This window comes from Sphingopyxis sp. L1A2A (genome assembly GCF_005502465.1).
GTDB lineage: Bacteria > Pseudomonadota > Alphaproteobacteria > Sphingomonadales > Sphingomonadaceae > Sphingopyxis.
Genome location: NZ_SCOT01000003.1, coordinates 162,431 through 187,773, shown reverse-complemented (window position 1 = coordinate 187,773; position 25,343 = coordinate 162,431). Strand labels below are relative to the sequence as shown.

The following is a 25,343-nucleotide window of genomic DNA, read 5'->3' as shown; positions in this document are numbered from 1 at the left end:
CCGGTGTTGTACCCGCGGTTATACCGCCAAAAACAGGAGGCAAATGTGTCCGATAAAAATCAGAATCTCCAGGATATTTTCCTAAACGCGCTACGCAAAAGTAAAACGCCCGTGACGATGTTTCTCGTCAAGGGTGTGAAGCTTCAGGGCATCATCACCTGGTTCGACAATTTCTCGTTGCTGCTGCGCCGCGATGGACAGTCCCAGCTCGTTTATAAACATGCGATCTCGACGGTGATGCCGTCGCACGACTTCGACCTGTCGCTGCTTGGCGGCAATTTGCGCGATGCGCCGGCCAGCAAGGGCAAGGCTTTGCAGGATGTGTTCCTGAACGCAGTGCGCAAATCCGATGAATCGGTGACGATGTTTCTGGTCAACGGCGTGATGTTACAGGGTGACATCGTCGCGTTCGACCTGTTCTGCATGCTGCTTGAGCGCGAGCGGCAGGTGCAGCTGGTCTATAAGCACGCGATCTCGACGGTGCAGCCGAACGGGCCGATCAACCTGACCGACAGCGAGCCCGACGCAGAAGCGGACAACGCCTGATCGACCCGATAATCGACAATGAAGACGAGGTAACCCGCGGCGCCGCGGCACTCCTTGTCGTGCCCGAATGGCATAGCCAGCGCCTGGCGCGCGACCTGGACGCGCGCGCCGAGGAGGCAAGGGGGCTTGCGCTGGCGATCGGGCTGGATGTGGTCGCGGTGCATACGCTCCGGCTGCGCCAGACGCGCGCAGCCACGCTGCTCGGCGTCGGGCAGATCGAAGCGATTACGCCCGACATCGCGGCGAAGAATGTACAGTTGGTGGTCGTCGATGCCGCGCTGAGTCCGATCCAGCAGCGCAATCTGGAAACCGCATTCGGCACCAAGGTGATCGACCGCACCGGTCTGATCCTCGAAATCTTTGGCGAGCGCGCTGCGACCGCCGAGGGACGGTTACAGGTTGAGCTGGCGCATCTCGATTATCAGGCGGGGCGGCTGGTACGCAGCTGGACCCACCTCGAACGCCAGCGCGGCGGTTTTGGTTTCCTCGGTGGTCCGGGCGAAACGCAGATCGAGGCCGACCGGCGGATGATCCGTAACCGCATGGCGCGCATCCGCCGGTCGCTCGACGATGCGCGGCGCACCCGCCAGCTCCAGCGATCGAAACGCCAGCGCGCGCCATGGCCGGTGGTCGCGCTCGTCGGCTATACCAACGCCGGTAAATCGACGTTTTTCAACCGCTTGACGGGAAGTGACGTCATGGCGGAAGACATGTTGTTCGCGACGCTCGACCCGACAATGCGCGAAATCCGGCTGCCCGGAATCGACAAGGCGATCCTGTCCGACACCGTGGGCTTCGTGTCCGACCTGCCCACCGAATTGGTCGCCGCCTTTCGCGCCACGCTGGAGGAGGTCACGACGGCCGATCTGATCGTCCATGTCCGCGACATCGTCCATCCTGACAGCGACGCGCAATATGACGATGTCCGCGCCATCCTGAGCTCGCTCGGCGTCAATGGGGCGCAAGACGGCGGTGAGGGCGATGCACCGCCCGCGATCCCGCAGATCGAAATCTGGAACAAGATCGACACGGCAGACGCCGACGGTCGCGCCGCGATTGAGGAGATGGCAGCGCGCCGCTCCGACGTCGCAGTCATCTCCGCGGTGACCGGCGAGGGCGTCGAAGCCGCGCGCGTGCTGATGGCGGCGCAACTGACCGCGCTGCACAAGGTCCAGCGGATTTATCTCGGCTATCAGGACGGCGAAGCCGCCGCGTGGCTGCACGCGCGCGGCGAGGTGCTAGCCGACGAGCCCGAGGGTGAGGGGCATGTGCTGACCGTCCGGCTTGATCCCGCCGACAGCGCGCGGTTCGAGCGGCTGTGGCCTAAGAAAGGCGCTCCGACGCCTTGACCGCCAACCAATGGGCTTCCTGCGCGTCGAGCGACAGGCCCGCCAGACTGCCGCCCGCGCGATCTTCCATCGCCGCAAAGCGCCGGGCGAATTTGATATTGGCATCGCGAAGCGCGGTTTCGGCATCGACGCCCAGGTGGCGCGCGTAATTGACGACGGCGAACAGCAAGTCGCCAACCTCTTCGTGGCGCGCCGCGTCATTGTCGGCGACCGCGACCTCGGCCAGTTCCTCGCTGATCTTGTCGCGTGGACCAGTATCGTCAGGCCAGTCGAAACCGACGCGCGCCGCGCGGGACTGGAGCTTTTGGGCGCGCAGCAAGGCGGGCAAGGATAACGCTACACCCGACAGCGCGCCTTTGGGGCCATCGGCCGCACGCTCATCGGCCTTGATCTGTTCCCATTGCTCGCGAACATCGTCCGTCTGGCTGCCGCCAAAAATATGGGGGTGGCGACGCTCCATCTTGTCGCTGATCGCGGTGGCGACATCGTCAAACTTAAACAGGCCTGCATCGGCCGCGATCTGGCTGTGGAACACGACCTGAAGCAACAGGTCGCCAAGTTCGTCGCAGATTGCGGCCGGATCGCCACCAGTAATCGCATCGGCGACCTCATAGGCTTCCTCGATCGTGTAGGGTGCAATGGTCGCGAAGTTTTGTGCGAGATCCCATTCGCACCCGCCGTCGGGATCGCGCAATTTGGCCATCACGGCGAGCATGCGATCGATGGGGGACTGGGAGATCGCGTCGGGCATATATTTATCCGATAATATATATTATGTTAAATTTATAGATAACCGGGCAGAGATTGACCCCCCTGCCATTGATATCTGATGATTTTCTACGCCGCGTCGATTTGGCGCAGCTTCATCAGGTGACCATCTGCCATGTGCGGATCACGAGGAACACCAACCCAAAGATGGCCGCCCACGCCAGCGCCATCTTGACCCAGTCAGCCGCGGGCAGCCGCCTCGCCAACAACGAACTGACCACCAGCGCCAGCGCGCCGAAGAACCAGACCAGTTGCACCCCCGTATCGCCGTTCATAGCTGTACCTCCAGCCCGTCATAGCCCGGCTCGACACCCGGCGGCAATTCGGCCGCCAGATCGTCATAGTCCATCGTATTGTCCATATGAGTGATGATCGCGCGCGGACTGCCGCATTTTTCAAGCGCCGCCAGCGTCATCGCCAGATGCGGATGCGTCGGATGCGGATAGCGGCGGAGCGCGTCGATGACGAACAGATCGACCCCTTGGAAGAAGTCGACCATTTCGTCGGTAAATTTAGAAAAATCTGTGGCATAGCCAATCTTGTGAACACCATCGCTGAAGATCAGGCCGCTGGCCTTGATCGGCCCGTGCGGCATCTCGATTGCCGAAACCTCGATCGGCCCGATCGATTGGTGATCCAGCAAATCGATCGGATCGACCAATGCCGGATAGCCGGCGTTTCCGGCAAAGGCATAGGTGAAGCGCCATTTGAGCGTGTCGAGTACATGGTCGCGGGCATAGGCCGGCACGAGCGAGCCGCGCAGGTGCATGATCTGGCGAAGATCGTCGAGGCCGTGGCAATGGTCGGCATGCTCGTGGGTCCAGATAATACCATCGACGGCGCCGACCTCGGCATCGAGCAATTGCAGCCGCATGTCGGGGCTGGTGTCGACGAGCAGGCGAAAGCCGCCCAGCGAGATCAGGATCGAGGCGCGGCTGCGCAGGTTGCGCGGATTGTCGGGGTCGCATTGCCCCCAGTCGTTGCCGATCCGCGGCACCCCCGACGAGGTGCCGCAGCCGAGGATCCGGACCTTCATACGCGGTGTGACATTATGGCGCGGCCTTGTTGAAAAGCGCATAGAAATTGGCGCTGGTTGCCGCCGCCAACGCCGCTTCGTCCTCGCCCCGCAGGGTTGCCAGAAACGCCAGCGTGTCTGCAACGAACGCCGGTTCGCCGGTCTTGCCGCGGTGCGGGACGGGGGCGAGGAAAGGGGAGTCGGTTTCAATCAGCAGCCGGTCCTGCGGCAGCCATTTCGCGGTCGCCTGAAGATCGGCGGCGTTCTTGAACGTCACGATGCCCGAAATCGAAATGAACAGCCCCAGGTCGAGCGCCCGGCGCGCGAAATCGTCGCTGGCGGTGAAACAATGGATGACGCCGGGAAAGGCCGCCCTGCCCATCTCCTCGCCAAGCAACGACAGTGTGTCGTCTTCAGCGTCGCGCGTATGGACGATGATCGGTAGCCCCGTCTGCTGCGCCGCATGGATATGGCGGCGGAAGCTGTCTTGCTGCCGAACGCGGTCGCTCTTGTCGTAATAATAATCAAGCCCGGTTTCGCCGATGCCGATCACGCGCGGGTGCACAGCGCGCTCGACCAGCTTGGCGGTATCGATGTCGGGATGATGGTCAGCGTCGTGCGGATGGATGCCGACGCTGGCCCACACGTCGGGATTGGCCTCGGCCGCGGCCAGCACATCGTCCCATTCGCTTTCGCGCGTCGCGATGTTGAGCATCGCGGTGACGCCGCGGGCGCGGGCGCGGTCCAGCACCTCGCTCTGCTGCTCGGCAAGCCCCTTGTAATTGAGGTGGCAGTGCGAATCGACGAGCATTAGGCCTCCCCTTCCCCTTCTGGCAGGTCGAGGCGCGGGAAGAGGGGGGTTGGCTGGCCGAGTGAAAAGCCGCTGTCGGCAAGTTTTACGAACCAATCCGCATCGGCCAGCGCCGCAAAATCCCGCTCCTCCGCCGCGATGCCCATTTGATCGAGCAGATTATCAGCCGCTGCCGGAACGACGGGACGTATCGCAATCGCGAGATCGCGGACGACCATAAACAACGTCATCAGCACCGCGGTCATACGATCAGGGTCGGTCTTCTTGAGCGCCCAAGGGGCTTGTTCATCCACATATTGGTTGCAGGCGAACACGGCGCGCATCCACGCTTCGATACCGACCGAGAAATTCAGGTTCTCAAACTCTCGCGGCAATTCGGTTCGCGTCGCTATCGCAACCTTGGCAGCCAGTTCATCATCGGGCGCGGCGGAAGAAAACCTTTCAATTTTGCCATCCAAATTCTTGAAAATCATCGACAAGCTGCGCTGGGCGAGATTGCCGAAGCTGTTCGCCAGATCGGCATTGGCGGTGCGCACGATCGCTTCCGCCGAATAGGTACCGTCCTGCCCGAAACTGACTTCGCGCAGCAGATAATAGCGCAGCGGATCGACCCCGAAGGTATCGGCAAGCGCCATCGGGTCGACGACATTGCCGAGCGACTTCGACATCTTCTCACCGCGGTTGAGCAGGAAACCGTGGCCGAACACCTGCTGCGGCAGCGGCAGACCGGCACTCATCAGGAAGGCCGGCCAGTAAACCGTATGAAAACGCACAATATCCTTGCCGATCATATGGATATTCGCGGGCCAGAATTTGCCGAAATCGCCGTCGAGATCGGGATAGCCCAGCCCCGAGAGATAGGTGGTGAGCGCGTCGACCCACACATACATCACATGCCCCGGCGATCCGGGCACCGGCACGCCCCAGTCGAAACTGGTGCGCGAGACGCTGAGATCCTTGAGCCCGCCTTCGACGAAGCGCATCACTTCGTTGCGGCGGCTTTCGGGGCGAATGAAATCCGGCTGGTCGTTGTACAGCGCAAGCAGCTTGTCCTGATAGTTTGACAGTCGGAAGAACCAGCTTTCCTCGACGGTCCATTCGACCGGGGTGCCCTGCGGTGACAGGCGGCTATCCCCTTCCCCGTCTACGAGTTCGCTTTCGTCGTAATAAGCCTCGTCGCGGACCGAATACCAGCCTTCATAGCGGTCGAGATAGAGGTCGCCATTGGCCTCCATCGCGCGCCAGATCGCCTGCGACGCCGCGTGATGCGCCGCGTCCGACGTGCGCATGAAATTATCATAGCTTATGTTCAGTTTGGCGTACATATCACGGAAATAAGACGACATTTCGTCAGCTAAATCGATGGTTTCGCGGCCTTGGTCGCGCGCCGTCTGAAACATTTTCAGCCCATGTTCGTCGGTGCCGGTGATCAGCCGCACGTCGCGGCCGCGCGCGCGCTGGAACCGCGCCATCACGTCGGTGGCGATCGCTTCATAGGCGTGGCCGATATGCGGGCGCCCATTGGGGTAGCTGATCGCGGTGGTGATGTAGAAAGGGGCGCTGTTTTCGGACATGGGCGCGCCTTAGCCGCTGGCGCGCGCGAGGGAAAGCGTCAGCGTACCGCTTGCGCCGAGCGCGGCGCCAGTTCGGCAAGGCAGTTGCCGATTTCGAACCCTACCATGGTGCCGTCATACGAGCCGCGGATCGCATCGCGCGCGGTCCGCTGGACGCGGTCCCATTGCGCGAGGATCGGCGCAATCTCGGCCACTGAACGCTCGCGCGCCAGCTGCGCGAGCAGTCCGGGCACGATATCGATGACGAGTTCGAGCTTCGTGCGATTGCTGGTGCCGCCGACCTCGCGCGCCAGCGCCTCACGTAGCCGGTTCTCGGGATCGCCGGTCGCGGCAATCGCGAGCAGTTTTTTCTCCATCGCGGCGACATCGCTGTCGATCAACGCGAGCGCCTTGCCCGGCACGCCGCCCGACGCGGCGACGATCGCGCGCACCTCGGCGATCTCGAGCATCGGGCGCAGATTATGCAGCCATGCGGTCATGACGTCACGATCAACTGGTTGAAAACGCAGCGTTCTGCACCGCGACCGGATCGTCGGCAACAAGCGCCCCGGCGAATGGCTGACGAGCAGGAACAGCGTTTTTGCTGGCGGTTCCTCGAGCGTCTTGAGCAAGGCGTTGGCGGCATCGGTCTCCAGATCATCGATCGCGTCGACGATGATGACGCGCCACTCCCCGAGCGATAGCGACAGATGCAGGCGGCGGATCATCGTCCGCACCTGATCGATCGTGATGTTCCGCGCGAGGTCTTTGCTCTTGTCCTTGAGCTGGCGTGTCAGGTGGAGAATTTCGGGGTGGTTGCCCGCCTCGACCAGCCGACCCGCGGCGCTATCGCCCGGATCATCGAGCGCAACAGCCTGCCCATCGCCGCCGCGGCCATGGGTGACGAGGAAGCGCGCGACGCGCGCGGCAAAAGCCCCCTTCCCCATCCCCTGCGGCCCGGCGAGCAACCAGGCGTGGTGCAGCCTGCCCCCCTGCCAGCCCTCGAGAAAGGCAGCCTCGGCGTCCTGATGGCCGATCACAGCCATTCGGCAAGCCCACTCATGATCGCCGCGGTGACCTTTTCGGCGGGCGCGTCGGCGTCGACGATCCGCCAGCGATCGGGCTCAGCCTTGGCCATTTCGACGAAACGCGCGGCCAGCCGCGCTTGATAGTCGGCGGGTTTGCTGCCCATGCGGTCGCTGCCGCCGCGTGCGGTCAGGCGCCGTGCGGCTTCGTTGGGGCTGACGGTGAGCAGGAAGGTACGGTCGGGCAGCAGGCCCTCGGACCCCACGCCGTGCAGCGTCATGATATCGGTGTCGGTGATCCCGCCACCGCCGCCCTGATAGGCGCGGCTCGAATCGACGAAGCGGTCGCACAGCACCCACGCACCGCGCGCCAGTGCCGGGCGAATCGTGCGCGCGACATGGTCGGCGCGCGCGGCGGCGAACAACAACGCCTCGCTGCGCGCATCCCAGCGGTCGTCGCTGCCTTCCATCAACAACGTCCGGATCGCTTCGGCGCCTGTGCTGCCGCCGGGCTCGCGCGTCGCGACGGTTTCAATGCCGCGCGCCGCGAGCGCCGCTGCCAGCCCCCCGATCTGTGTCGATTTGCCGACCCCCTCGCCGCCCTCAAGCGTGATGAAGCGCCCGCGCGTCATGCCGCCAGCCTGAAAAGATGGAGAAAGAAGAAGCGCGCGTGCATCATGCGGCGGTAGCCGCCAGCACGCGCTTTGTCATCACGGCGCTGCGCGGCCACTGCCACTTGCGGTCTTCTTGCCTTTGCTGCCGTCAATCGACGGCATCGGCACCCCAAAACCCCAAGTCATCAGCCGTTCGGCCTCGTCACGGCGCGCCTTGTCGCTCGGCAGGCCGGCAACAACCATGATCAGGCGGCGCCCGTCGCGTTTCGCCGACCCCAGGAAGCAATAGCCGGCCTCGGAGGTGTGCCCGGTTTTCAGGCCGTCGGCGCCGACAAAGCGGCCGAGGATCGGATTGCGGTTCGCCTGAACGATCGGCTTGCCTTCGGGCGACGTGCCGTACTGAAGCCTGGGTAGCGAGAAATAGCGGGAATAGCCGCCGGGATGATCGCGGATCAGCCGATCGGCGAGCGTGATCAGGTCGGCGGCGCTGACTTTCGTCACTCCGCCATCGGGCCAGCCGCTCGGTGTCCCGAAAACACTCGATTTCATCCCTATACTGCCTGCTATCGCATTCATTCTTTTAACGAAAGCGTCTTCGCTGCCGTCGATCCCGACCGCCAGCACGGCCGCTGCATCATTGCCCGACACGGTGATCAGGCCTTTGAGCAGGTCATCGACCGAAACCTTTTCGCCAGGGCTCAGGAACATCGTCGATCCTCCGTTGCCGCCCTTCCACTTCTTCCACGTCGCTTCGCTGACGGTGAATTGCTTGTCGCGCGACAATTCGCCTTTCTTGATCAGGTCGAGCACGACATAGGCGGTCATCACCTTTGCCATCGACGCCGGGGCAAACCGCTTGTCGGCGCCGCGCGAATAGAGGATCTCGCCCGAATCGAGATCCTTGAGCATCACGATCGGCGCTTGGGTGGTGTAAAGCGGACGGGCTGTGGTGGCGCTTTTGGGGCGCGTGTCGTTCACCGCCGACGCAGGCGCCGCAAAGACCAGCGCAAACCCTGCGAAAACCGCGGCGCTTTGTCTTGTAATCCTTGCGATTTCTATCACAGAGTCATCCGTCAGCGGTCGCGCTGAACCACCGCGTCGCGGAAGCCCTTGGCCTTGGCCTTGCCCAGCGCGCCGTGTGCGTCGGCGTCGCTCGCGAAGGGGCCAATCCGCACCCGCCAGAGATTGCCGACCTTGCTGACCGTGCCATCCACCGACTTCGCCGCCGCATCAGCGCGGCTTTCGCTGCTGAACGCGCCGACCTGGACGACATATTTGCCAGCAACCGCCGGAGCGGGCTTGGCCATCGCGGCCGGTTTGGTGGTGGGCTTGGGCTTTTCAACCACCAGGCGGTCGTCGCCGGGCTTGGCCTTCGCCGACGCGATCGGCGCCGCGGGCTGCGCCTCGACCGGCGGCGTCGCGGCCAGCACTTTCGGCACCGGCATGGCCTTCAGCTTCGTGCGCAGGATCGACAGCAGCGAATCGGGGGTCGCGATCCGTTCGGGGACTGCCCGGCCGCTACGCAACTGCACGCGTTCGGCGGCGGGCGGGTTCGTGCGGCGGACGCGCACGGCGGACACGCCGTCGGTCAGGCCCAGTTGCTCGGCGGCGCCGCGCGACAGATCGATCAACCGATCGCCGACCATCGGCCCGCGGTCGTTGACCCGCACCAGGATCGTGCGCCCGGTATCGAGCGCGGTCACTTCGACATAGCTGGGCAGCGGCAGCGTCTTGTGCGCGGCGCTGATCCCGGCGGGATCGAATGTCTCGCCATTGGCGGTCGGTCTTCCGGCAAGTTCCTCGCCGTACCAGCTCGCATAGCCGACATCGTCATAATCGGCGATGTCCGACGGGGTGTAGGTCGTGCCGCCGATCGTATAAGGATCGCCGATCTTGACCGGCGTATCGCTGACACCGCCCGCCGATTGGGCCGGCGTCGGGCTGGCGGTCGGCCCGCCTTCGCGCTCGCCGCCAAAACTGCCGCAGCCGGCGAGCAGCAGCACCGCCCCGGCCATCAGCCCCGTTTTTCTACCGATCGATTTCATCCGCCAGCAACCCCACAGACAGTGCGTAAAAGTTGGAACAATTATAGTCCAATATCGCACGATAGTTACCGGTCAGCAAATATGCGGTCCGTCCAGGGCCGTCGGGTTCGAGCAACACCGCCTGAACCTGCCCGTCGGGCCAGCGCCCGCCGATCGGCTGGATGCCGTCGGCGCGCCATTCGGCCATCGTGCGCCAGCGGCTATGACGAGCGAAAACGCGGGCGCAGCGGGTGGGCGCGAGGCGGCTGGCAAAACGATTGCGGTCAAAGCTGCTCGGCACGGTCACGGCCACGCCCCATGGCTGCCCCGCACGCCAGCCGGCGCGGCGCAGGTAAGCGCCGATCGATTCAATCGCGTCGGCTTCGCTCGACCAGATGTTGGCGCGCCCGTCGCCGTCGCCGTCCTCGGCAACCGCTAGATACACCGACGGCAGAAACTGCGGATAACCAAAGGCGCCGGCCCAGCTGCCCTTCAATACTTCGCGCGGCACCCCGCGCTGGACCATCTCCAGCGTCGCAATGAATTCGGGTTCGAACAGGCTGCGGCGGCGTCCTTCATAGGCCAGCGTCGCCAACGCTTCGGGCAGGTCGAAACTTCCGGTGACCTGACCATAAGCGGTCTCATGGCCATAGATCGCGATCATGATGCTCGTCGGCACCCCGGTGCGCGCCTCGATACGCGACAGCAAGGGCAGCAGGCGGTCATGAACGCGGCGTCCGCCGCCGATCCGCGCCGCATCGACATGCTTGGCCCTATACGGCGCAAAATTCGGGATCGGGGTGTCGCTGGTTGGCGGGCTGCCCAGATTGTCGCGGTCGAGCGCGATCACCCGCGGATTATAGCGCAGCCCTGCGGTGACGCGATCAAACACCTGCCGCGACACGCCGCGCGCCTGCGCCTTGGGCCACAGCGACTGGACATAGGCGTCAAAGCCGCTGTCGCTGCTCTGCGCATGGAGCGGGGCCGATGCGGTGAGCAGCCATGCCGACAGAAGGGCAGCGGTGAGAGCGAAAAGGCGTCCGATTTTTAAACTGATAGCGTGCATGATGTTCCCACCCATAAGGCGTGTCTCGCACAGATGCGAGCGGCTTGGCTAGGCGATGGCGGGACGAGCCGAGTCATTCGCACGGCGGGCCGAGCCGGCAAGGTTTTTCTTGCCGCAAAGCCGCATCGCGCTATGGCGGCGACCGTGCGGACAGGTGGCCGAGTGGTTTAAGGCAGCGGTCTTGAAAACCGCCGTGGGTGCAAGCTCACCGTGGGTTCGAATCCCACCCTGTCCGCCAAACTCTAATCCCACATTTTCCCGAACCGTTTCTGGCCCGTTTGCGTTGCTGCGGGTTCGAGAAGCGATTCGGATCCCTGAGTGTCCCACAATATCCAGTCCGACATTTTTGCCAAAGTGGGAAAGAAATTTCACATTGTTATGACGTGCTCTGCGCGACAGCCACCAGCATCATAAAACATGTGAAAGGCAGAAGATGCAATTCCGGATAACAATGATGCTGTCATGCGCGCTTGGTTTGCTTGTCGCGGCACCCGCCAACGCCACACCCGAAGCCAACAATCGCGTCCTGCTCGTCGTCAGCGGTCATGGATTGGATGAAGGCAAGGCGCGCCCTGGATTCGAAATGGACGAGCTGTCACAGGCCTATGTTGTGTTCGCGGACAATGGCCTTCAGGTCGATATTGCAAGTCCATCCGGCGGGGCGGTCGTGGCCGACCGATTCAATCCCAACAAGCCCTATAATAGTCGTTTCCTGGCCGACCCCGAGGCCGCAGCGAAACTGACCAGCACCCGCGCGATCGCAAGCGTAGGCAATGAGAAATATGCAGCGATCTTCATCATTGGCGGCAAAGGCGCGATGTTTGATTTGCCGGTGAACGCCAATCTGAAAACGATGCTGGCCGAAACATATCAGGCCGGTGGTGTCGTCGGTGCCGTCTGCCATGGCCCGGCCGTGTTCATGAATGTGCCACTTAAAGGTGGCGCATCGCTGTTGGAAGGGCGGTCCGTAACCGGCTTTTCCAACGAGGAAGAGGCCCTGTTCGGCAAGGGCTGGGCCCCGTCATTTCCCGTGCTTCTGGAAAGCGGATTGCGCGGCTCGGGTGCAAAATTCAGCGAGGCGCCGATGATGTTGAGTCATGTGGTGACCGATGGCCGGCTGGTGACGGGACAAAATCCCTCTTCCACTGCGGCTGCGGCAGAAGCCGTGATCAAGGCGATGGGACGCCCGCTTGCGCCGCGCCAGCCATGGGCCGATGAACGGAGCATGGCGCTGCTTTCCCAGATGCTAGGCGACGACAACGCGAAAGCGCGGGCGTCGTTTAACGCCGACCCTTCGCAATATGATGTCCCGCTGATTGCCATGTGGGGTTTTTTCCGGGCGCAATCGGCGGGGTCGGATCGCGACGCGCTGACGCATGCGGTCGAAGTGATGGAATTGACCTCGCCGCATTTCAAACGGCCGGAACTGACCACGGCCATCGCCGAAGCCCGCGGCAAGCTCGCAAAAATGCAATGATCGACGATCGGCAGGCGCGTTGTTCCAATGCGTCTGCCGCCTCAAACGGGCACCAGATTGCGTTTTCGCAGGCGGTGATTGCCGCAACCGATCGACAGGAGCAGATTATGCGGGATTCGATCGAACTAAACAGCATCAGCCACCATTTTGATACGGCCAGCGAACGGATCGAGCTGTTCCATAGCCTTTCATACACGATCCGTGCGGACAAAACGCTGGCCATCATCGGCCCTTCGGGCGCGGGAAAGTCCAGCCTGCTGTCGATCGCCGCGGGGCTGGAGATGCCGGCGGGGGGCGATGTTTGCTTCACCATCGACGGTGTTCCGGTGGACGCACTGACGATGCGCGCCAATTCCGGTTTCATTTTCCAGCAATTCCATCTGATGCCGGAGCTCTATGCCATCGGCAATTTGGCGTTGCCGCTTCGCCTGAAGGGCTATCGGGACGCGTTCGACATCGCCGCCCTCTGGCTTGAAAAGGTGGGGCTGAAAGATCGTGCCCGGCACCGCCCCCACCAATTGAGTGGCGGCGAGCAACAGCGCATTGCGGTGGCGCGGGCCTTTGTTACCGCCCCGCGGTTTATCTTCGCCGACGAGCCCACCGGCAATCTGGACATGCACACATCCGAAGCTGTGGCCGGGCTGATGTTCGATTGCGCCCGCGAGACGGGGTGCGGCCTCGTGATCGTGACCCACAGCCGACAGTTGGCCATGCGTGCCGACGCAAGCCTGCTTCTGGAGAGCGGACAGCTGAAGGCAACGGCATGAACAGAGTCAAACTGATCCTCGAGAATGGCTTGCGTGATCTCAAGGGCGGCGACGGGCGCATCAGCCTGGCCACGCAAACCGCCCTGCTGTTTTTCCTCATGACGCTGACGCTCACCAGCGCGTCGATCCAAAGCTATCTGGCCGACAATCTCGACCAGATGCTGGGCTCCGACCTGGTGATTGAAAGCCATTCTCCCCTGACAAAGGGTGAGGAAGCCGCATTCAAATCCCTAGCGGCGGGGCTGTCGGTGACGCAGTTGGCCGACATCACCCTTACCCACAAGGATGAATGGGCGCGCGTTCAGCTGAAGCTGGTCGATGACGCCTATCCGTTGCAGGGCAATCTCCAGATTGGCAACACCCCGGCCGCCACGCAGCGCGCCGTCAGCCGAGGTCCGGGGGTCGGCGAGATCTGGATCGATTCGCGGCTCGCCATCAAGCTGGGGACGCGGGTGGGTGACATCCTCACCATCGGCGGCACAGACTTACGCCTCAGTGCCATCCTGTTTCATGAACCCGACCGCATCATGGAAGGCCATAGCACGGCCCTGCGCGCCATGGTGCACAGCGAGAGCTTCAAGGGCGCATCAATCAAGAGCAGTAAGGACCGCACGCGCTATCTGGTCGCTGCGGATGAAAACCAGCAGCAGGCGATTGAAACATGGTCGCGCAAGACCCTGCCTGGCGCCAGCGTGATCAAGAAATTCGGTGGCCAGCACCCGCTGGCCAGTTTCTGGCAACGGACCGAAAATTTTCTCGGCCTGGCATCGGTGATCCTGTTTTTCATGGGCGCCGTGGCCCTTGATATGACCAATCGCCGCTGGCTTGCAAAAATGCGCTATCGGCTTGCGATTTACGCGAGCTTTGGCACGCGCACCCGCACCGCCATGCTGATGGCGCTGGGCGAATGGCTGGCCGGTTTCATTCTGTCCATCGCCATCGCCAGCACGCTGACCATATTTGCATACGGGCTGATCGTCGCCGAACTGCAAGGATATTTCCCCGGGCTTAGCGCCGCATGGCATGTGGCACCGGCCGTGAAGACCATCGGCCTTTTCTTCCTGCTGCTGCTCGCGCTTCAGGTTCCCAGCTTCATCCAGCTGTCCCGCGCGTCGCTGCTTTCGCTCATCCGCAATCCGGCCGAAAGCAGTTATGTGTGGCAGCGGCTGTTCTGGAGCATCGCATCGATAACGTTGCTCGCCGCCGCCTATTCCGACAATATACTGCTGACCGGCATGACGCTGGCGGCCATCGCCGCAGCGCTCGCGCTGATGGTGGTGCTGACGTGGTCCGTCATCCGGCTGGGCGATCACTGGGGCCGCCGCCGCGCGGGCCTGCTGCCCTTCGCCTTTTTCATGATGCGGCAGCGGCTGTTTGCCAAATCGGCGCAGGTGATGGGACTGGGATTGTGCGGGTTTCTCCTGCTGTTTTCGCTGATGCTGATGCGGGACCTGGGCACAACCATGGAAGGCTATGGCCGTAGCCATGATGGCAATCTGATGATCGCCGAAGCCCAGACAGACCAGATTGACGCGATCCATCGCTGGGCCGGGGAGACGGGCAGCAGCGTGCGATCCCTGCGCCCATTTGTGTCTGCACAGCTGGTTGCCGTGAACGGCAAAGCCCTTGCAGACATCCAGAAACCCAGCGACACCTTGGCCACGCTCAAAGATCCGATCCGGCTGAGCTGGACCGACACCATCCCTAAGAACAACCGTCTCGTCGGCGGTGACTGGTGGCCGGCAGGCACGGACAACTGGCGGCAGATTTCCGCCGAACCCGAAGTCATGACCGACATGGGGTTCGACTATGGCGACACGCTCAGCTACCAGATCGGTGGCAAAGCCTATGACTTTACCCTGGTGGCAAGCCACGCCTACCAACCGGGCGCTGGATCGATCACCTTCTGGTTCCAGGTTCCATTGTCGGCGAGGGCGCATATTGATGCCCCGACCCGCTATATGGGCAGCATGGAATTGCCGGAACCGGCATGGGGTGCGTTGGCGGGCCTGTGGCAACAATATCCCACCCTCTCGCTGGTCCCGCTTCAGGAACTGACCGAACGGTTCGACCAGACGCTTGGCATCGTCACGAAAGTAACGAGCGGCTATGCCGCCATGGTGCTTTTGCTGGCGCTCTTCGTGCTCGCGGCATCGGTGAGCGGCTTCAGCGCCGATGATCGCCAGAAAAATGGCCTGCTGATAAGCATGGGGCTTAGGGATACGGATTGCCTGAGGCTGAATTTCTATGATTGGGGCGTTACCGCCCTGATCGCCGCCGCTGGGGCTATCGCGGGCACCTGGAGCGCGGGACTATTGATCTATCAGGCCCAGTTCAATCTGACCTACAACCCCAACATTCTTTGGGTGGCAGCAATGGTTTTTGCCATGGTGGCGACCGTATGCCTGGTGGGTTACCTGGCCTGCCGTCAGAGCCTCAAAGTCTCGGTCCGGACCCTGATGGCGACATAGACCGGAACGCCTTGTGCGCCAAACCACCCTGCCCGCCACCAGCCGAGCCTCAGACCCCGATCACGCGAAATGCAGTCGGCGATATTTGCCGCGAAAATAGAGCAAAGGATCGCGGTGCGGTTCGAATTGCGCGCGCACGACGCGGCCGACCAGGATGAAATGGTCGCCGGCCTCGTGGAGCGATTCGCGGGCGCATTCAAACGATACCAGCGAGCTGCCAAGCAGCGGCACGCCAGTCTGGCCCGGCGCCCATGGCAGGTTGGCGAACCGGTCTTCGCCGCGCGTCGCGAAACGGTTTGATGCGGGTTGCTGGCCGATTTGCAGCACATTGACCCCGAAATGCTCCGCCCCGCGCAGCGCGGCTGCGGTTCCGGCGGAATTGGCGATGCACACCAGAAGCAGCGGCGGATCGAGCGAGACCGAGGTAAAGCTGTTCGCGGTCAGCCCCACCGGCACCCCCGTCGTATCGAGCGCGGTGACGATCGTCACCCCGGTGGCAAAGCAGCCCATCGCATCGCGCAGCGTTCGTGGGTCCGATCCCGCCTGAAACTCGGTCGCTTCGCGCGGCTGACGCCGCTCAAGAAATTCGAGCAGTTGGCCGAGCAAAGCCTCGGTCCGGTCGGCGTCGAGTGCCAGATCGGCTTCGTCAATGTCGGCGCTTTCGCCGATCGGCAGCGCGGCGCTGAACGCATCGCTTGCGGCGCTGCATTGCGCGGGGGCAAAGCCGCCGCGCACGACCAGCGTCGGCACCATCTGGCGCGCCGCGATGCCGCTCGCGATGGCGTCGGCATCCTCGGGCATATCGACCAGCACAAGTCCACCGGCGAGCAATACGCCGTCGGTTGCCAGCGCGCGCGTTGCGATCCAACCGCCGTGCCGCGCCGCAACGACGACGGGGCGCGACCCCATTTGCGCAAGGACGAGGCGTAAATCTTCGATATGCGCCGCCAGTTGATCCGGTCCACCGGCTTCGCGCAGATCAAGATTTACCACCCGGCGACCTGACAGCACCAGCCCCTCGGCGACCGCGCGCCACGCGCCGCGATCCTGCCCGATGTCGGGGATCAGCAGCACCGCGGGGTCATTGTCATCGCCCAGCACATCGGCGGGCAGCAGGGCGCCGCCGAAACCCTTATATTCGATGAGGCTCAAACATCCCCCTTGGCGCACCGGCGGGCGAGGACGCCGACGGGTTCCGATATGATCAAATTGCGAAGAATCGGATCATATCGAAAGCGCGCGCGCCGCGCCAGCGCCTCAACGGCGTGCCGGACTATCCGCGCATGGAAGCCAGCCGCTGATCGACGATCGCATCCGCGTCAGCGATGATACGGTCGATCAGTTGCTGACAGGTCGGAACGTCGTGGATCAGCCCCTGCACCATGCCGGCCCAGAACACCCCCTTGGTCAGGTCGCCGGTTTCGAGCAGTTCGCGCCCGGCCTTGCCGTTCACCAGTTCGGCCACATCGGCAAAGGTCGCGTCGGGCTGCGCCAACCGGCGCACGACCTCCTCGCTGACTTCGCTCTTGCCGACGCGCGCGGTGTTCTTGAGGCTGCGGAAGATCAGGTAGGAGCCGCGCTCGTCATTATCGACATAGGCCTGCTTCACATTGTCGTGGATCGGCGCCTCGACCGTCGCGCAGAAACGCGTGCCCATATTGATACCCTCGGCGCCCAGCGCCAGCGCCGCCACAAGGCCGCGCCCGTCGCCGAACCCACCCGACGCCAGCATCGGGATCTTCACCTTGTCGGCGGCGGCGGGGATCAGAATCAGCCCGGGAATATCGTCCTCGCCGGGATGTCCCGCACATTCGAAACCGTCGATCGAGATGATGTCACAGCCCGCGCGTTCGGCCGACAAAGCGTGGCGCACTGCGGTACACTTATGCAGGATGGCGATGCCATGGGGTTTCAGCATCTCCCAGATTTCGCGCACCGCCTGCGTCCCCGCGGTCTCGACGATCTTGACCCCGCCATCGATGATCGCCTGCGCATAGGCCTTGTAATCAGGGGCGTTGATTGTCGGGAACACCGTCATGTTCACCCCGAACGGCTTGTCGGTCATCGCGCGGCAACGCTCGATCTCATCGCGCAGCGCCTCAGGGCTGGGCTGGGTCAGCGCGGTGATGATGCCCAGGCCGCCGGCGTTCGACACCGCGCTCGCCAGTTCGGCATAGCCGACGCTCTGCATCCCGCCCTGGACGATAGGATGTTCGATCCCCAGCATTTCGGTGATGCGTGTCTTGAAAGCCATCGTACAGTCCTTCCCCATGTTCGGTCGCGACAAATTGACGCTACGTCGCCGCCGCGCCGGAATTGGCTTGACGTTTACGTCAACGTCCGGTTCATTGGCAAGACAAGATAATGGGAGCGGGACGAATGGCATCATGACCATCCTCTATGACGAAGGCCAACAGGCGATCGCGACCGAATCGCGGCGGGTGCTCGAGGCGCGCACCAGCACCGAGGCGTTGTTGCCGTTGCTCGAATCGGTCGGTGACTATCACCGTCCCTTTTGGGACACCGCGAAGGAACAGGGCTGGACCGCGCTCGCGCTTCCCGAAGATCAGGGCGGACTGGGACTCCGCCTGGTCGAACTCGGGCTGATTGCCCATCAGGCCGGCCGCTCGCTCAGCGGCGCGCCGTTTCTGACGTCAAGTTTCGGTGCCGCCAAGGCGATTGAGATTTATGGCTCCGCCGCGCAAAAGGCGCGCTGGCTGCCACGGCTGGCCTCGGGTGAAACCATTGGTGCGATCGCTTTCGCGGCCGGACCCGACGCCCTCCCCTCCCGGCCCGACGTCACGCTGACCGGTGACCTGCTCGACGGCGCCGCGCGCGCTGTTCCGGGCGGTCTGGCCGCCGATGTGGCGATCGTCCTCGCCCATGGCCCCGGCATGCCCGTCCTGACGCTGGTCGATCTGGCTGGGGTAGAGCGCACCGCCGTCGCCAGCTTCGACAACAGCCGCTGCCTGGCCGACCTTGGCTTTGCCGCGACGCCCGCTGAGACGCTGGCGGTGGGGCATGCCGCGCGCGATGCGGCGCTCCATATTCTGGCGCTTCAAGCGGTCGTCACTGCGCACGAGCAGACCGGCGGCGCCGAAATGCTGATGGAGATTGCGCGCGACTATGCGCTGACCCGCCGCGCCTTTGGCCAGCCGATCGGCGCCTTCCAGTCGGTGAAGCACCGGATTGCCGAGCTTTACGGGCTGGTCGAACTGGCGCGCGCGAATTGTATCCACGCCGCCGCGCGCGAAGGCGCCGCCGATTTCATCACCGCCGCCGCGGCGGCGCGGCTGTCGGCGACCGAGGCCTACGATACCGCGGCGCGCGATTGCATCCAGATTCACGGCGGCATCGGCGTGACGTGGGAGATCGGGTTGCATCTGCACATGCGCCGCGCACGCAGCCTCGCGATCGAACAGGGCAGCAGCCTGTTCTGGGAAGATGTCCTCGTCGACCGGCTGGCAGGAGAAGCGGCATGAGCAATCTTGAAACCTATCGCGCCAAGGCGGCGGCGTGGCTCGCCTCGATGGCGCCGACCTTCGGCCGCGATGCGCGCAAAGGACTGGCCGAGGCCGACGACCTCGCACTCGGGCGCCGCTATCAAAAAGCAAAGTTCGACGCGGGCTATGCCGGGATCAACTGGCCGACCGAATATGGCGGTCAAGGGCTGACCCACCTCGAAAAGGTCACCTTCGACGCCGAAGAGATGAAGCACGGCTTCCCCAGCTTCTATTTCGGCATTTCGCTCGGCATGCCGGTGCCGGTGCTGATGCAGTTCGGCAGCGACCGGGACTTCGTCAAGGAACGGGTGCTCAAAGCGCTGCAGGGCGAGGAAATCTGGTGCCAGCTGTTTTCCGAACCCTCGGGCGGCTCCGACCTCGCGGGCCTGCGCACCAAAGCCGAACCCGACGGCAACGGGTGGAAGATCAACGGACAGAAGGTGTGGACGAGCTGGGCGCATTATAGCGACTATGGCGTCATCGTCGTGCGCACTGACCCGACGGTCGCCAAGCACAAGGGGCTGACCTATTTCTGGGTCGATATGAAAGCGCCGGGGGTAACCGTGCGCCCGATCAGGCTCGCGGGCGGCGACAGCCACGTCAACGAAGTGTTCTTCGACGATGTGAAGATCAGCGATGATCATCGCATGTCGCCGGTCGGCGGCGGCTTTGCAGTCGCGATCGCGACGCTGATGATCGAACGCTATGTCGCGACCGACAGCGCTGGGTTCGGGCCGCATCTCGACCTGTTTGTCGATCTGGCCAAAGACACCCAACTGAATGGCAAACCCGCGATCGCGGACGGCCGCATCCGGCAACAGATTGCGCGCAACTATGCGATGCGGTCGGGGCTCGATTCGATCAACGTCCGGGCGCGGCTGATGATGCAGGCCGGGATGATCCCGGGCGCCGAAGGATCGCTCAACAAGCTCGTCGCGGTGCGCTCGCGCCAGAAACTGTCCGAACTCGCGATCGACCTGCAGGGCACCGGCGGCTTCGCCTTCGACGAACATGCTTCGCAAAAGGAGGATTGGGCGTCGAGCTGGATCAACGCCCCGACCGGCCGCATCGCCGGCGGGTCGGACGAGACGTTGCTCAACACGATCGCCGAGAAGGTGCTCGGCCTGCCGCAGGATCATCGCCCCGACAAGGGCATCCCGTTCAACCAGATTCCGGCCTGAGGAGGCGCAGTCCATGAAGTTCGATTCGACCACCGCAGCCGTCGTCACCGGCGGCGCCTCGGGCCTTGGCCGCGCGACCGCCGAAGCGCTGGCGGCGGCGGGCGTCAAGGTCGCGATTTTCGATATCAATGAAGCGCTGGGCGAAGAGGTCGCCGCGGCGATCGGCGGGCTGTTCTGCAAGGTCGACATCACCGACGAACAATCGGTGCTGGACGGCTATGCAAAGGCACGCGCGGCGCATGGCCAGGAACGGATTTGCGTCCATTGCGCGATGACCTCGCGCCGCGGCAAAACGCTCGCCTATGACAAGGAAACCCGCACCTTCCGCCGCACCCCGACCGAAGATTATGCCTATGGCGTAGCGGGCATTTTGACCGCAAGCTATCGCATCGGCTCGATCGCCGCCGAGGGCATGGCGACGCTGCCCGAGCTGGACGACGGCGAACGCGGCGCAATCATCTTCACTGCGTCGGTCGCGGCGCAGGACGCGCAGATCGGCCAGGTCATCTATGGCTCGGCGAAAGCGGGCGTGAATGGCTTGGTGCTGCCGATGGCGCGCGACCTGATGGATCTGGGCATTCGCGTCAATTCGATCATGCCCGGCGTGTTCGGCACGCCCTTGCTCGGCAATATGAACCCGAAGGTGAAGGAGAGCCTCGAAGCCTCGGTCCCCTTCCCCAAGCGCCTCGGCAAGGCCGAGGAATATGCGAGCCTCGCGATGGAGATGGTTCGCAATACCTATTTCAACGGCCAGGCGGTCCGCCTCGACGGCGCGATCCGCATGGCCCCCCGCTAACGCCCCGACCGAAAGGAATATCCCATGGCCGAAGCCTATATCATCGACGCCGTCCGCACCCCCCGCGGGATTGGCAAGCCCGGCAAGGGTGCTTTGTCGCACCTCCACCCGCAGCATCTTGCCGCCACCGTCCTGCAGGCGATCAAGGATCGCAACGACCTCGACACTGCGACGGTCGACGACATCATCTGGTCTACCTCAAGCCAGAACGGCAAGCAGGGCGGCGACCTGGGCCGCATGGCGGCGCTGTCGGCGGGCTATGACACCAAGGCATCGGGGACGACGCTCGATCGCTTCTGCGGCGGCGGCATCACCTCGGTCAATCTGGCCGCAGCGAGCGTGATGAGCGGAATGGAAGATTGCGTCATCGCCGGCGGCACCGAAATGATGAGCTACACCACCGCTTTCGCCGCTGAACAGGCGAACGCCGGGCTTCCGCCGCGGCTGATGGGATCGGGCCATGAGGCGCTCGACGAAATGCACCCGCAATCGCATCAGGGCGTCTGCGGCGATGCGATTGCAACGATTGAAGGCATCAGCCGCGAGGCGCTCGACGCGCTGGCGCTAGTCAGCCAGCAACGCGCCGATCGCGCGATCAAGGAAGGCCGCTTTGCCAAGTCGGTCGTCCCCGTGCTTAACCCCGACGGCAGCGTCGCGCTCGACCATGAGGAGTTTCCGCGCCCCGAAACCACCGCCGAAGGGCTGGCGTCGCTGAAGCCCGCCTTCACCGGCCTTGCCGATTTCGACCTCGGCGGCGGCTTCACCTTCCGCAAGCAAATCAATCGCCGCTATCCCGACGTCGAGATCCAGAATTTCCATCACGCGGGCAACAGCTCGGGCGTCGTCGACGGCGCCGCGGCAATCCTGCTCGCGTCGAAGGACTATGCCGACAAGCATGGCCTGAAACCCCGCGCCCGCGTCGTCGCCTATGCCAATATCGGTGACGATCCCACGCTGATGCTCAACGCCCCCGTTCCGGCGGCAAAGAAGGTGCTCGAAAAAGCCGGGCTGACCAAAGACGACATCGACGTCTGGGAAATCAACGAAGCCTTTGCCGTTGTCGCCGAAAAGTTCATCCGCGATCTCGATCTCGATCGCGACAAGGTCAACATCAACGGCGGCGCGATGGCGCTCGGCCATCCGATCGGCGCGACGGGTTCGATCCTGATCGGCACCGCGCTCGACGAGCTCGAACGCTCGGGCGGTCGTTATGGTCTCGTCACCATGTGTGCCGCAGGCGGCATGGCACCCGCGATCATCATAGAACGGATCTGACGGCATGACCGGACCGCTCAAAGGCATCAGGATCGTCGAATTTGCCGGGATCGGTCCCGGTCCCTTCTGCGGCATGATGCTTGCCGACCATGGTGCCGAGGTGATCCGCATCGACCGCCCCGGCGGGTTCATGGACCCGCGCGATCCGCTGAGCCGCAACCGGACCTCGATCGCGCTCGACATGAAGAACCCGGATGCGGTGCAGATCGCGCGTGACCTTTGCAAAAGCGCCGACGGGATCATCGAGGGCTATCGGCCGGGCGTAATGGAGCGGCTCGGGCTTGGGCCGGACGTGCTCCTCGCTGACAATCCAAAGCTGATCTACGGGCGCATGACCGGCTGGGGGCAGTTCGGCCCCTACGCCCATGCCGCCGGGCACGACATCAACTATATCTCGCTGTCGGGTGTCCTCCACGGCATCGGCCGCGCCGGTGAAAAGCCGGTGCCGCCGGTCAATTATGTCGGCGATTTTGGCGGCGGCGGCATGATGCTGGCGTTCGGCATGGCGAGCGCGCTTGTCCATGCGTCGCGCACCGGCGAGGGCCAGGTGATCGATTGCGCGATGACCGACGGTTCGGCGTTGCTCGCGGGGATGACCTGGGGCTTCAGCGCCGCGGGTCGGCTCAAGGACGAAGCCGGGGTCAACATGCTCGACGGCGGGGCGCATTTCTATGACAGCTATGCCTGCGCCGACGGCAAGTTCATCTCGATCGGGTCGATCGAGTCGCAATTCTATGCGCTGCTGCGCGAGAAGACCGGGCTGACCGACGATCCCGATTTCAACGCGCAGATGGACCCGTCGAAATGGGGATCGCTGAAGGACAAGTTGACCGCTCTGTTCCTCACGAAGACCCGCGACGAGTGGTGCGCGATCATGGAGATGACCGACGTCTGCTTCGCGCCGATCCTGTCGCTAGCCGAAGCACCGCGACATCCGCACAATGTGGCGCGTGAGACGTTTGTGACCGTCGGCGGTACGGTGCAGCCCGCGCCCGCGCCGCGCTATTCGGCAACCGTCAACGACACCCCGCGCGCCGCCCCCGCCGTGGGCGCCGATCGCGATGCGGTGCTGGCGGGACTTGGTTATGACGTGGGCAAGATCGCGGCGCTGCGTGAGGGTGGTGCGGTGCGCTAATTCTCCGACCTCCGTTCGTGTCGAGCGAAGTCGAGACACGGTGAAGTCGCGCATGGCCGAAAGGCATCTCGACTTCGCTCGATGCGAACGGAATACAGGGAGGAACTCAACGCGCCGTCAGCGCTTCCCACAGCCCACGCCCACCAAACCCCGCCACCTGCCGCCCTAGTATCTGCGCCCAATAAGCATCATTCCCATGCTCCCCACGCCAGCGCATCAGCGGGATCGTCACCCGGCTGAGATCATATTCGCGGGTAAAGCCAATCGCGCCATGCACCTGATGCGCGACCGATGTGACGACCCCGACCGCTCGATTGGCGCGCAGTTTCGCCGCGGCGATTTCAAAGTCGGCGGCTAACGGGTCCAGACCCACAGCATCCAGCCGGGCGGCCAGCACCGCCGCCGCGGCTTCGACCGCACGTACTTCGCACGCCATCACCGCCAGCGATTGCTGCACCGCCTGAAACTTGCCCAGCGGCCGCCCGAATTGCTGGCGCGTGTTCACATGCTCGATCGACAGCGCCAGAGAATGCCCCATCGCCCCCGCCATTAGGCTGACCGCCGCGGCAGGCTGGAGCGACGCGTTGGCGATCAGCGCCGCAACCGGGAGACCAGGCACGAGCACGCCGGAGATTTGCAGCACGGCGTTCACATCGCCCCAATCGCCACCGAACCCGCCCTGTTCTTCGGGAACAAGCAGCAGGCCGAAGCCAGCATTGTCGATGGGCGCCATCCCCACCGTTGCCGCCTCTGCAAACACCGCCCGCGCGGTGTCGCACAGCATCTCGCGCGCCGCGCTCATCGCAGGCCCAATCCGCGCGCGATAATCCCGCGGATCACCTCGCGCGTCCCGCCGCGCAGCGAAAAGCTGGGCGAGGCGATGAGCAATGCGCGAAGCAGCCGCGCCAGATCGTCCGCATCGTCCCAGCCGCTTGTTACGATCGCCTGCACCCGGCGCGGCATGTCCTGCTCGAATGCGTTGCCCAATTCCTTGACCACCGACGCCTCGACCATCGGATCCTCGCCCGCCGCCAGCTTTGCCGCGGTCGACATCGACAGCTGGCGCAGCGTCCACAGTTCGGCGGTGAGTTCGCCGATCAGCGCCGCCACCGCCGGATCGGGATCGGCGCCCGCCGCATCGATCAGCGCGGCGAGCAGGGCATGGCTCGACAGATAGCGTTCCGGCCCCGATCGTTCGAGCCCGAGTTCGGCAGTGACCTGTTGCCACCCCTGTCCGCGTGTCCCGACCAGCGCGCCGTGCGGGACGAGGACATCGTCGAAAAACACCTCGTTGAAATCATGGTGGCCCGCCATGTCGATGATCGGGCGGATCGTGATACCGGGGGTGTCGAGATCGATCAGCAGCTGGCTGAGCCCCGCATTGCGTTCGCTGCCATCTTCGGTGCGGACGAGCGCCAGCATGATGTGCGAAAAATGCGCGCCGGTGGTCCAGATTTTCTGGCCGTTGATGCGCCAGCCCTCGGCCGTTTCGCGCGCGGTGGTCCGCACCGCCGCCAGATCGGACCCGGCACCGGGTTCGGACAGGCCTATGCACGCAAAGAGCTCGCCCTTCGCGATGCCCGGCAGATAACGCTGCCGCTGCTCCTCGCTGCCGTAGCGCAGGATCAGCGGGCCGGTCTGGCGGTCGGCGATCCAGTGCGCACCGACCGGAGCGCCCGCCGCCAGCAATTCCTCGATCACCACATAGCGTTCCAGCGGATGCCGGTCGCCACCACCATAGCGGGTCGGTAAGGTCATCCCGACATAGCCCGCGGCGCCAAGCGCGCGGCTGAAATCGGCATCGAAGCTCGCCCAGCAATTGGCACGCGCGACGATGTCACCCTGCGGCTGGTTCACCGCGAGCCATGCCCGCAACTCGGCGCGCAGTGCTGCAATGTCGCCGGGTGGATCGAAGGGATAGAGCGCAAAGCCTTGCATGTCCGCCCAGCCATGCAATAGCTTTGTAA

The 25,343-nt window shown here is 63.8% G+C and carries 24 protein-coding genes and 1 tRNA gene; 11 read left to right on the top strand and 14 right to left on the bottom strand.

The window, feature by feature from the left end; translation table 11 throughout:
* Positions 1-6 precede the first annotated feature (6 nt).
* Together hfq and hflX are read left to right on the top strand one after the other, a co-directional pair.
* Positions 7-546, top strand: a complete 540-nt coding sequence (gene hfq, locus FFS68_RS03510) for an RNA chaperone Hfq (protein ID WP_137751975.1) — start codon at positions 7-9, stop codon at positions 544-546.
* An 8-nt stretch (positions 547-554) separates the two neighbouring features.
* Positions 555-1,895 carry a GTPase HflX gene (gene hflX, locus FFS68_RS03505; RefSeq protein ID WP_137751921.1) on the top strand — a complete coding sequence of 447 codons (1,341 nt, stop codon included), beginning with the start codon at positions 555-557 and terminating at the stop codon, positions 1,893-1,895.
* Here the strand turns inward: hflX and mazG are convergent.
* From mazG to FFS68_RS03460, 10 genes are all read right to left on the bottom strand, one after another.
* Positions 1,870-2,646, bottom strand: a complete 777-nt coding sequence (gene mazG, locus FFS68_RS03500) for a nucleoside triphosphate pyrophosphohydrolase (RefSeq protein ID WP_137751920.1) — start codon at positions 2,644-2,646, stop codon at positions 1,870-1,872. The genes hflX and mazG overlap by 26 nt on opposite strands.
* A gap of 115 nt (positions 2,647-2,761) precedes the next feature.
* Entirely contained in the window at positions 2,762-2,938 is a 177-nt protein-coding gene (locus tag FFS68_RS17790; protein ID WP_171003734.1) for a hypothetical protein, read from the bottom strand.
* The gene (locus FFS68_RS03495) at positions 2,935-3,699 is read right to left on the bottom strand and encodes an MBL fold metallo-hydrolase (protein WP_137751919.1); all 765 of its coding nucleotides are present in this window, start codon (positions 3,697-3,699) and stop codon (positions 2,935-2,937) included. Before FFS68_RS03495 ends, FFS68_RS17790 begins: the two co-directional genes overlap by 4 nt.
* A 13-nt stretch (positions 3,700-3,712) precedes the next feature.
* Positions 3,713-4,489: a TatD family hydrolase gene (locus tag FFS68_RS03490; protein WP_137751918.1), complete on the bottom strand. Its 777-nt coding sequence runs from the start codon at positions 4,487-4,489 to the stop codon at positions 3,713-3,715.
* The gene (metG, locus tag FFS68_RS03485) at positions 4,489-6,063 is read right to left on the bottom strand and encodes a methionine--tRNA ligase (RefSeq protein ID WP_137751917.1); all 1,575 of its coding nucleotides are present in this window, start codon (positions 6,061-6,063) and stop codon (positions 4,489-4,491) included. Before metG ends, FFS68_RS03490 begins: the two co-directional genes overlap by 1 nt.
* 38 nt (positions 6,064-6,101) lie before the next feature.
* Positions 6,102-7,088: a DNA polymerase III subunit delta' gene (locus tag FFS68_RS03480; RefSeq protein ID WP_249340001.1), complete on the bottom strand. Its 987-nt coding sequence runs from the start codon at positions 7,086-7,088 to the stop codon at positions 6,102-6,104.
* Complete coding sequence (gene tmk / locus FFS68_RS03475; protein ID WP_137751916.1) at positions 7,079-7,699, bottom strand: dTMP kinase; 621 nt, start codon at positions 7,697-7,699, stop codon at positions 7,079-7,081. The genes FFS68_RS03480 and tmk overlap by 10 nt, the downstream gene beginning before the upstream one ends.
* Positions 7,700-7,777: 78 nt before the next feature.
* Positions 7,778-8,743 (bottom strand): D-alanyl-D-alanine carboxypeptidase family protein, encoded by a 966-nt coding sequence (locus FFS68_RS03470; protein ID WP_137751915.1) that lies wholly within the window; start codon positions 8,741-8,743, stop codon positions 7,778-7,780.
* An 11-nt stretch (positions 8,744-8,754) separates the two neighbouring features.
* A complete protein-coding gene (locus tag FFS68_RS03465) occupies positions 8,755-9,726 on the bottom strand; it encodes a septal ring lytic transglycosylase RlpA family protein (protein ID WP_171003733.1) in 972 nt (323 codons plus the stop codon).
* Positions 9,710-10,786 carry a lytic murein transglycosylase gene (locus tag FFS68_RS03460; protein WP_137751914.1) on the bottom strand — a complete coding sequence of 359 codons (1,077 nt, stop codon included), beginning with the start codon at positions 10,784-10,786 and terminating at the stop codon, positions 9,710-9,712. The genes FFS68_RS03465 and FFS68_RS03460 overlap by 17 nt, the downstream gene beginning before the upstream one ends.
* A 133-nt stretch (positions 10,787-10,919) precedes the next feature.
* On the opposite strand from FFS68_RS03460, the gene FFS68_RS03455 reads away from it, so the two are divergent.
* The 4 genes from FFS68_RS03455 to FFS68_RS03440 all read left to right on the top strand — a co-directional run bounded on the left by FFS68_RS03455 (position 10,920) and on the right by FFS68_RS03440 (position 15,486).
* A tRNA-Ser gene (locus FFS68_RS03455) sits at positions 10,920-11,009 on the top strand.
* Positions 11,010-11,222: 213 nt separating this feature from the next.
* Complete coding sequence (locus FFS68_RS03450; protein ID WP_171003732.1) at positions 11,223-12,248, top strand: type 1 glutamine amidotransferase domain-containing protein; 1,026 nt, start codon at positions 11,223-11,225, stop codon at positions 12,246-12,248.
* Positions 12,245-13,015, top strand: a complete 771-nt coding sequence (locus tag FFS68_RS03445; protein WP_212742314.1) for an ABC transporter ATP-binding protein — start codon at positions 12,245-12,247, stop codon at positions 13,013-13,015. Before FFS68_RS03450 ends, FFS68_RS03445 begins: the two co-directional genes overlap by 4 nt.
* Positions 13,012-15,486: an FtsX-like permease family protein gene (locus FFS68_RS03440; protein ID WP_137751912.1), complete on the top strand. Its 2,475-nt coding sequence runs from the start codon at positions 13,012-13,014 to the stop codon at positions 15,484-15,486. Before FFS68_RS03445 ends, FFS68_RS03440 begins: the two co-directional genes overlap by 4 nt.
* 60 nt (positions 15,487-15,546) lie before the next feature.
* On the opposite strand, the gene FFS68_RS03435 is transcribed toward FFS68_RS03440, so the two are convergent.
* Positions 15,547-16,638 carry a flavin reductase gene (locus tag FFS68_RS03435; protein ID WP_137751911.1) on the bottom strand — a complete coding sequence of 364 codons (1,092 nt, stop codon included), beginning with the start codon at positions 16,636-16,638 and terminating at the stop codon, positions 15,547-15,549.
* 121 nt (positions 16,639-16,759) lie between these two features.
* Positions 16,760-17,740 carry a nitronate monooxygenase family protein gene (locus FFS68_RS03430; protein WP_137751910.1) on the bottom strand — a complete coding sequence of 327 codons (981 nt, stop codon included), beginning with the start codon at positions 17,738-17,740 and terminating at the stop codon, positions 16,760-16,762.
* 133 nt (positions 17,741-17,873) lie between these two features.
* Here FFS68_RS03430 and FFS68_RS03425 point away from each other — a divergent pair, with 133 nt between their 5' ends.
* From FFS68_RS03425 to FFS68_RS03405, 5 genes are read left to right on the top strand one after another with little or no spacing between them, the layout of a single operon-like run.
* Positions 17,874-18,968, top strand: a complete 1,095-nt coding sequence (locus tag FFS68_RS03425; protein WP_137751909.1) for an acyl-CoA dehydrogenase family protein — start codon at positions 17,874-17,876, stop codon at positions 18,966-18,968.
* Positions 18,965-20,170: an acyl-CoA dehydrogenase family protein gene (locus FFS68_RS03420; protein ID WP_137751908.1), complete on the top strand. Its 1,206-nt coding sequence runs from the start codon at positions 18,965-18,967 to the stop codon at positions 20,168-20,170. Before FFS68_RS03425 ends, FFS68_RS03420 begins: the two co-directional genes overlap by 4 nt.
* A 13-nt stretch (positions 20,171-20,183) precedes the next feature.
* Positions 20,184-20,966, top strand: a complete 783-nt coding sequence (locus FFS68_RS03415) for an SDR family NAD(P)-dependent oxidoreductase (protein ID WP_137751907.1) — start codon at positions 20,184-20,186, stop codon at positions 20,964-20,966.
* Between the two features lie 24 nt (positions 20,967-20,990).
* On the top strand, positions 20,991-22,241 hold the full coding sequence (locus tag FFS68_RS03410) for an acetyl-CoA C-acetyltransferase (protein ID WP_137751906.1): 1,251 nt from the start codon (positions 20,991-20,993) through the stop codon (positions 22,239-22,241).
* Positions 22,242-22,245: 4 nt separating this feature from the next.
* A complete protein-coding gene (locus FFS68_RS03405) occupies positions 22,246-23,376 on the top strand; it encodes a CaiB/BaiF CoA-transferase family protein (protein ID WP_137751905.1) in 1,131 nt (376 codons plus the stop codon).
* A 106-nt stretch (positions 23,377-23,482) separates the two neighbouring features.
* On the opposite strand, the gene FFS68_RS03400 is transcribed toward FFS68_RS03405, so the two are convergent.
* Both FFS68_RS03400 and FFS68_RS03395 read right to left on the bottom strand, forming a co-directional pair.
* Complete coding sequence (locus FFS68_RS03400) at positions 23,483-24,178, bottom strand: acyl-CoA dehydrogenase family protein (protein ID WP_137751904.1); 696 nt, start codon at positions 24,176-24,178, stop codon at positions 23,483-23,485.
* On the bottom strand, positions 24,175-25,314 hold the full coding sequence (locus FFS68_RS03395) for an acyl-CoA dehydrogenase family protein (protein ID WP_137751903.1): 1,140 nt from the start codon (positions 25,312-25,314) through the stop codon (positions 24,175-24,177). Before FFS68_RS03395 ends, FFS68_RS03400 begins: the two co-directional genes overlap by 4 nt.
* Between the last annotated feature and the right edge of the window lie 29 nt (positions 25,315-25,343).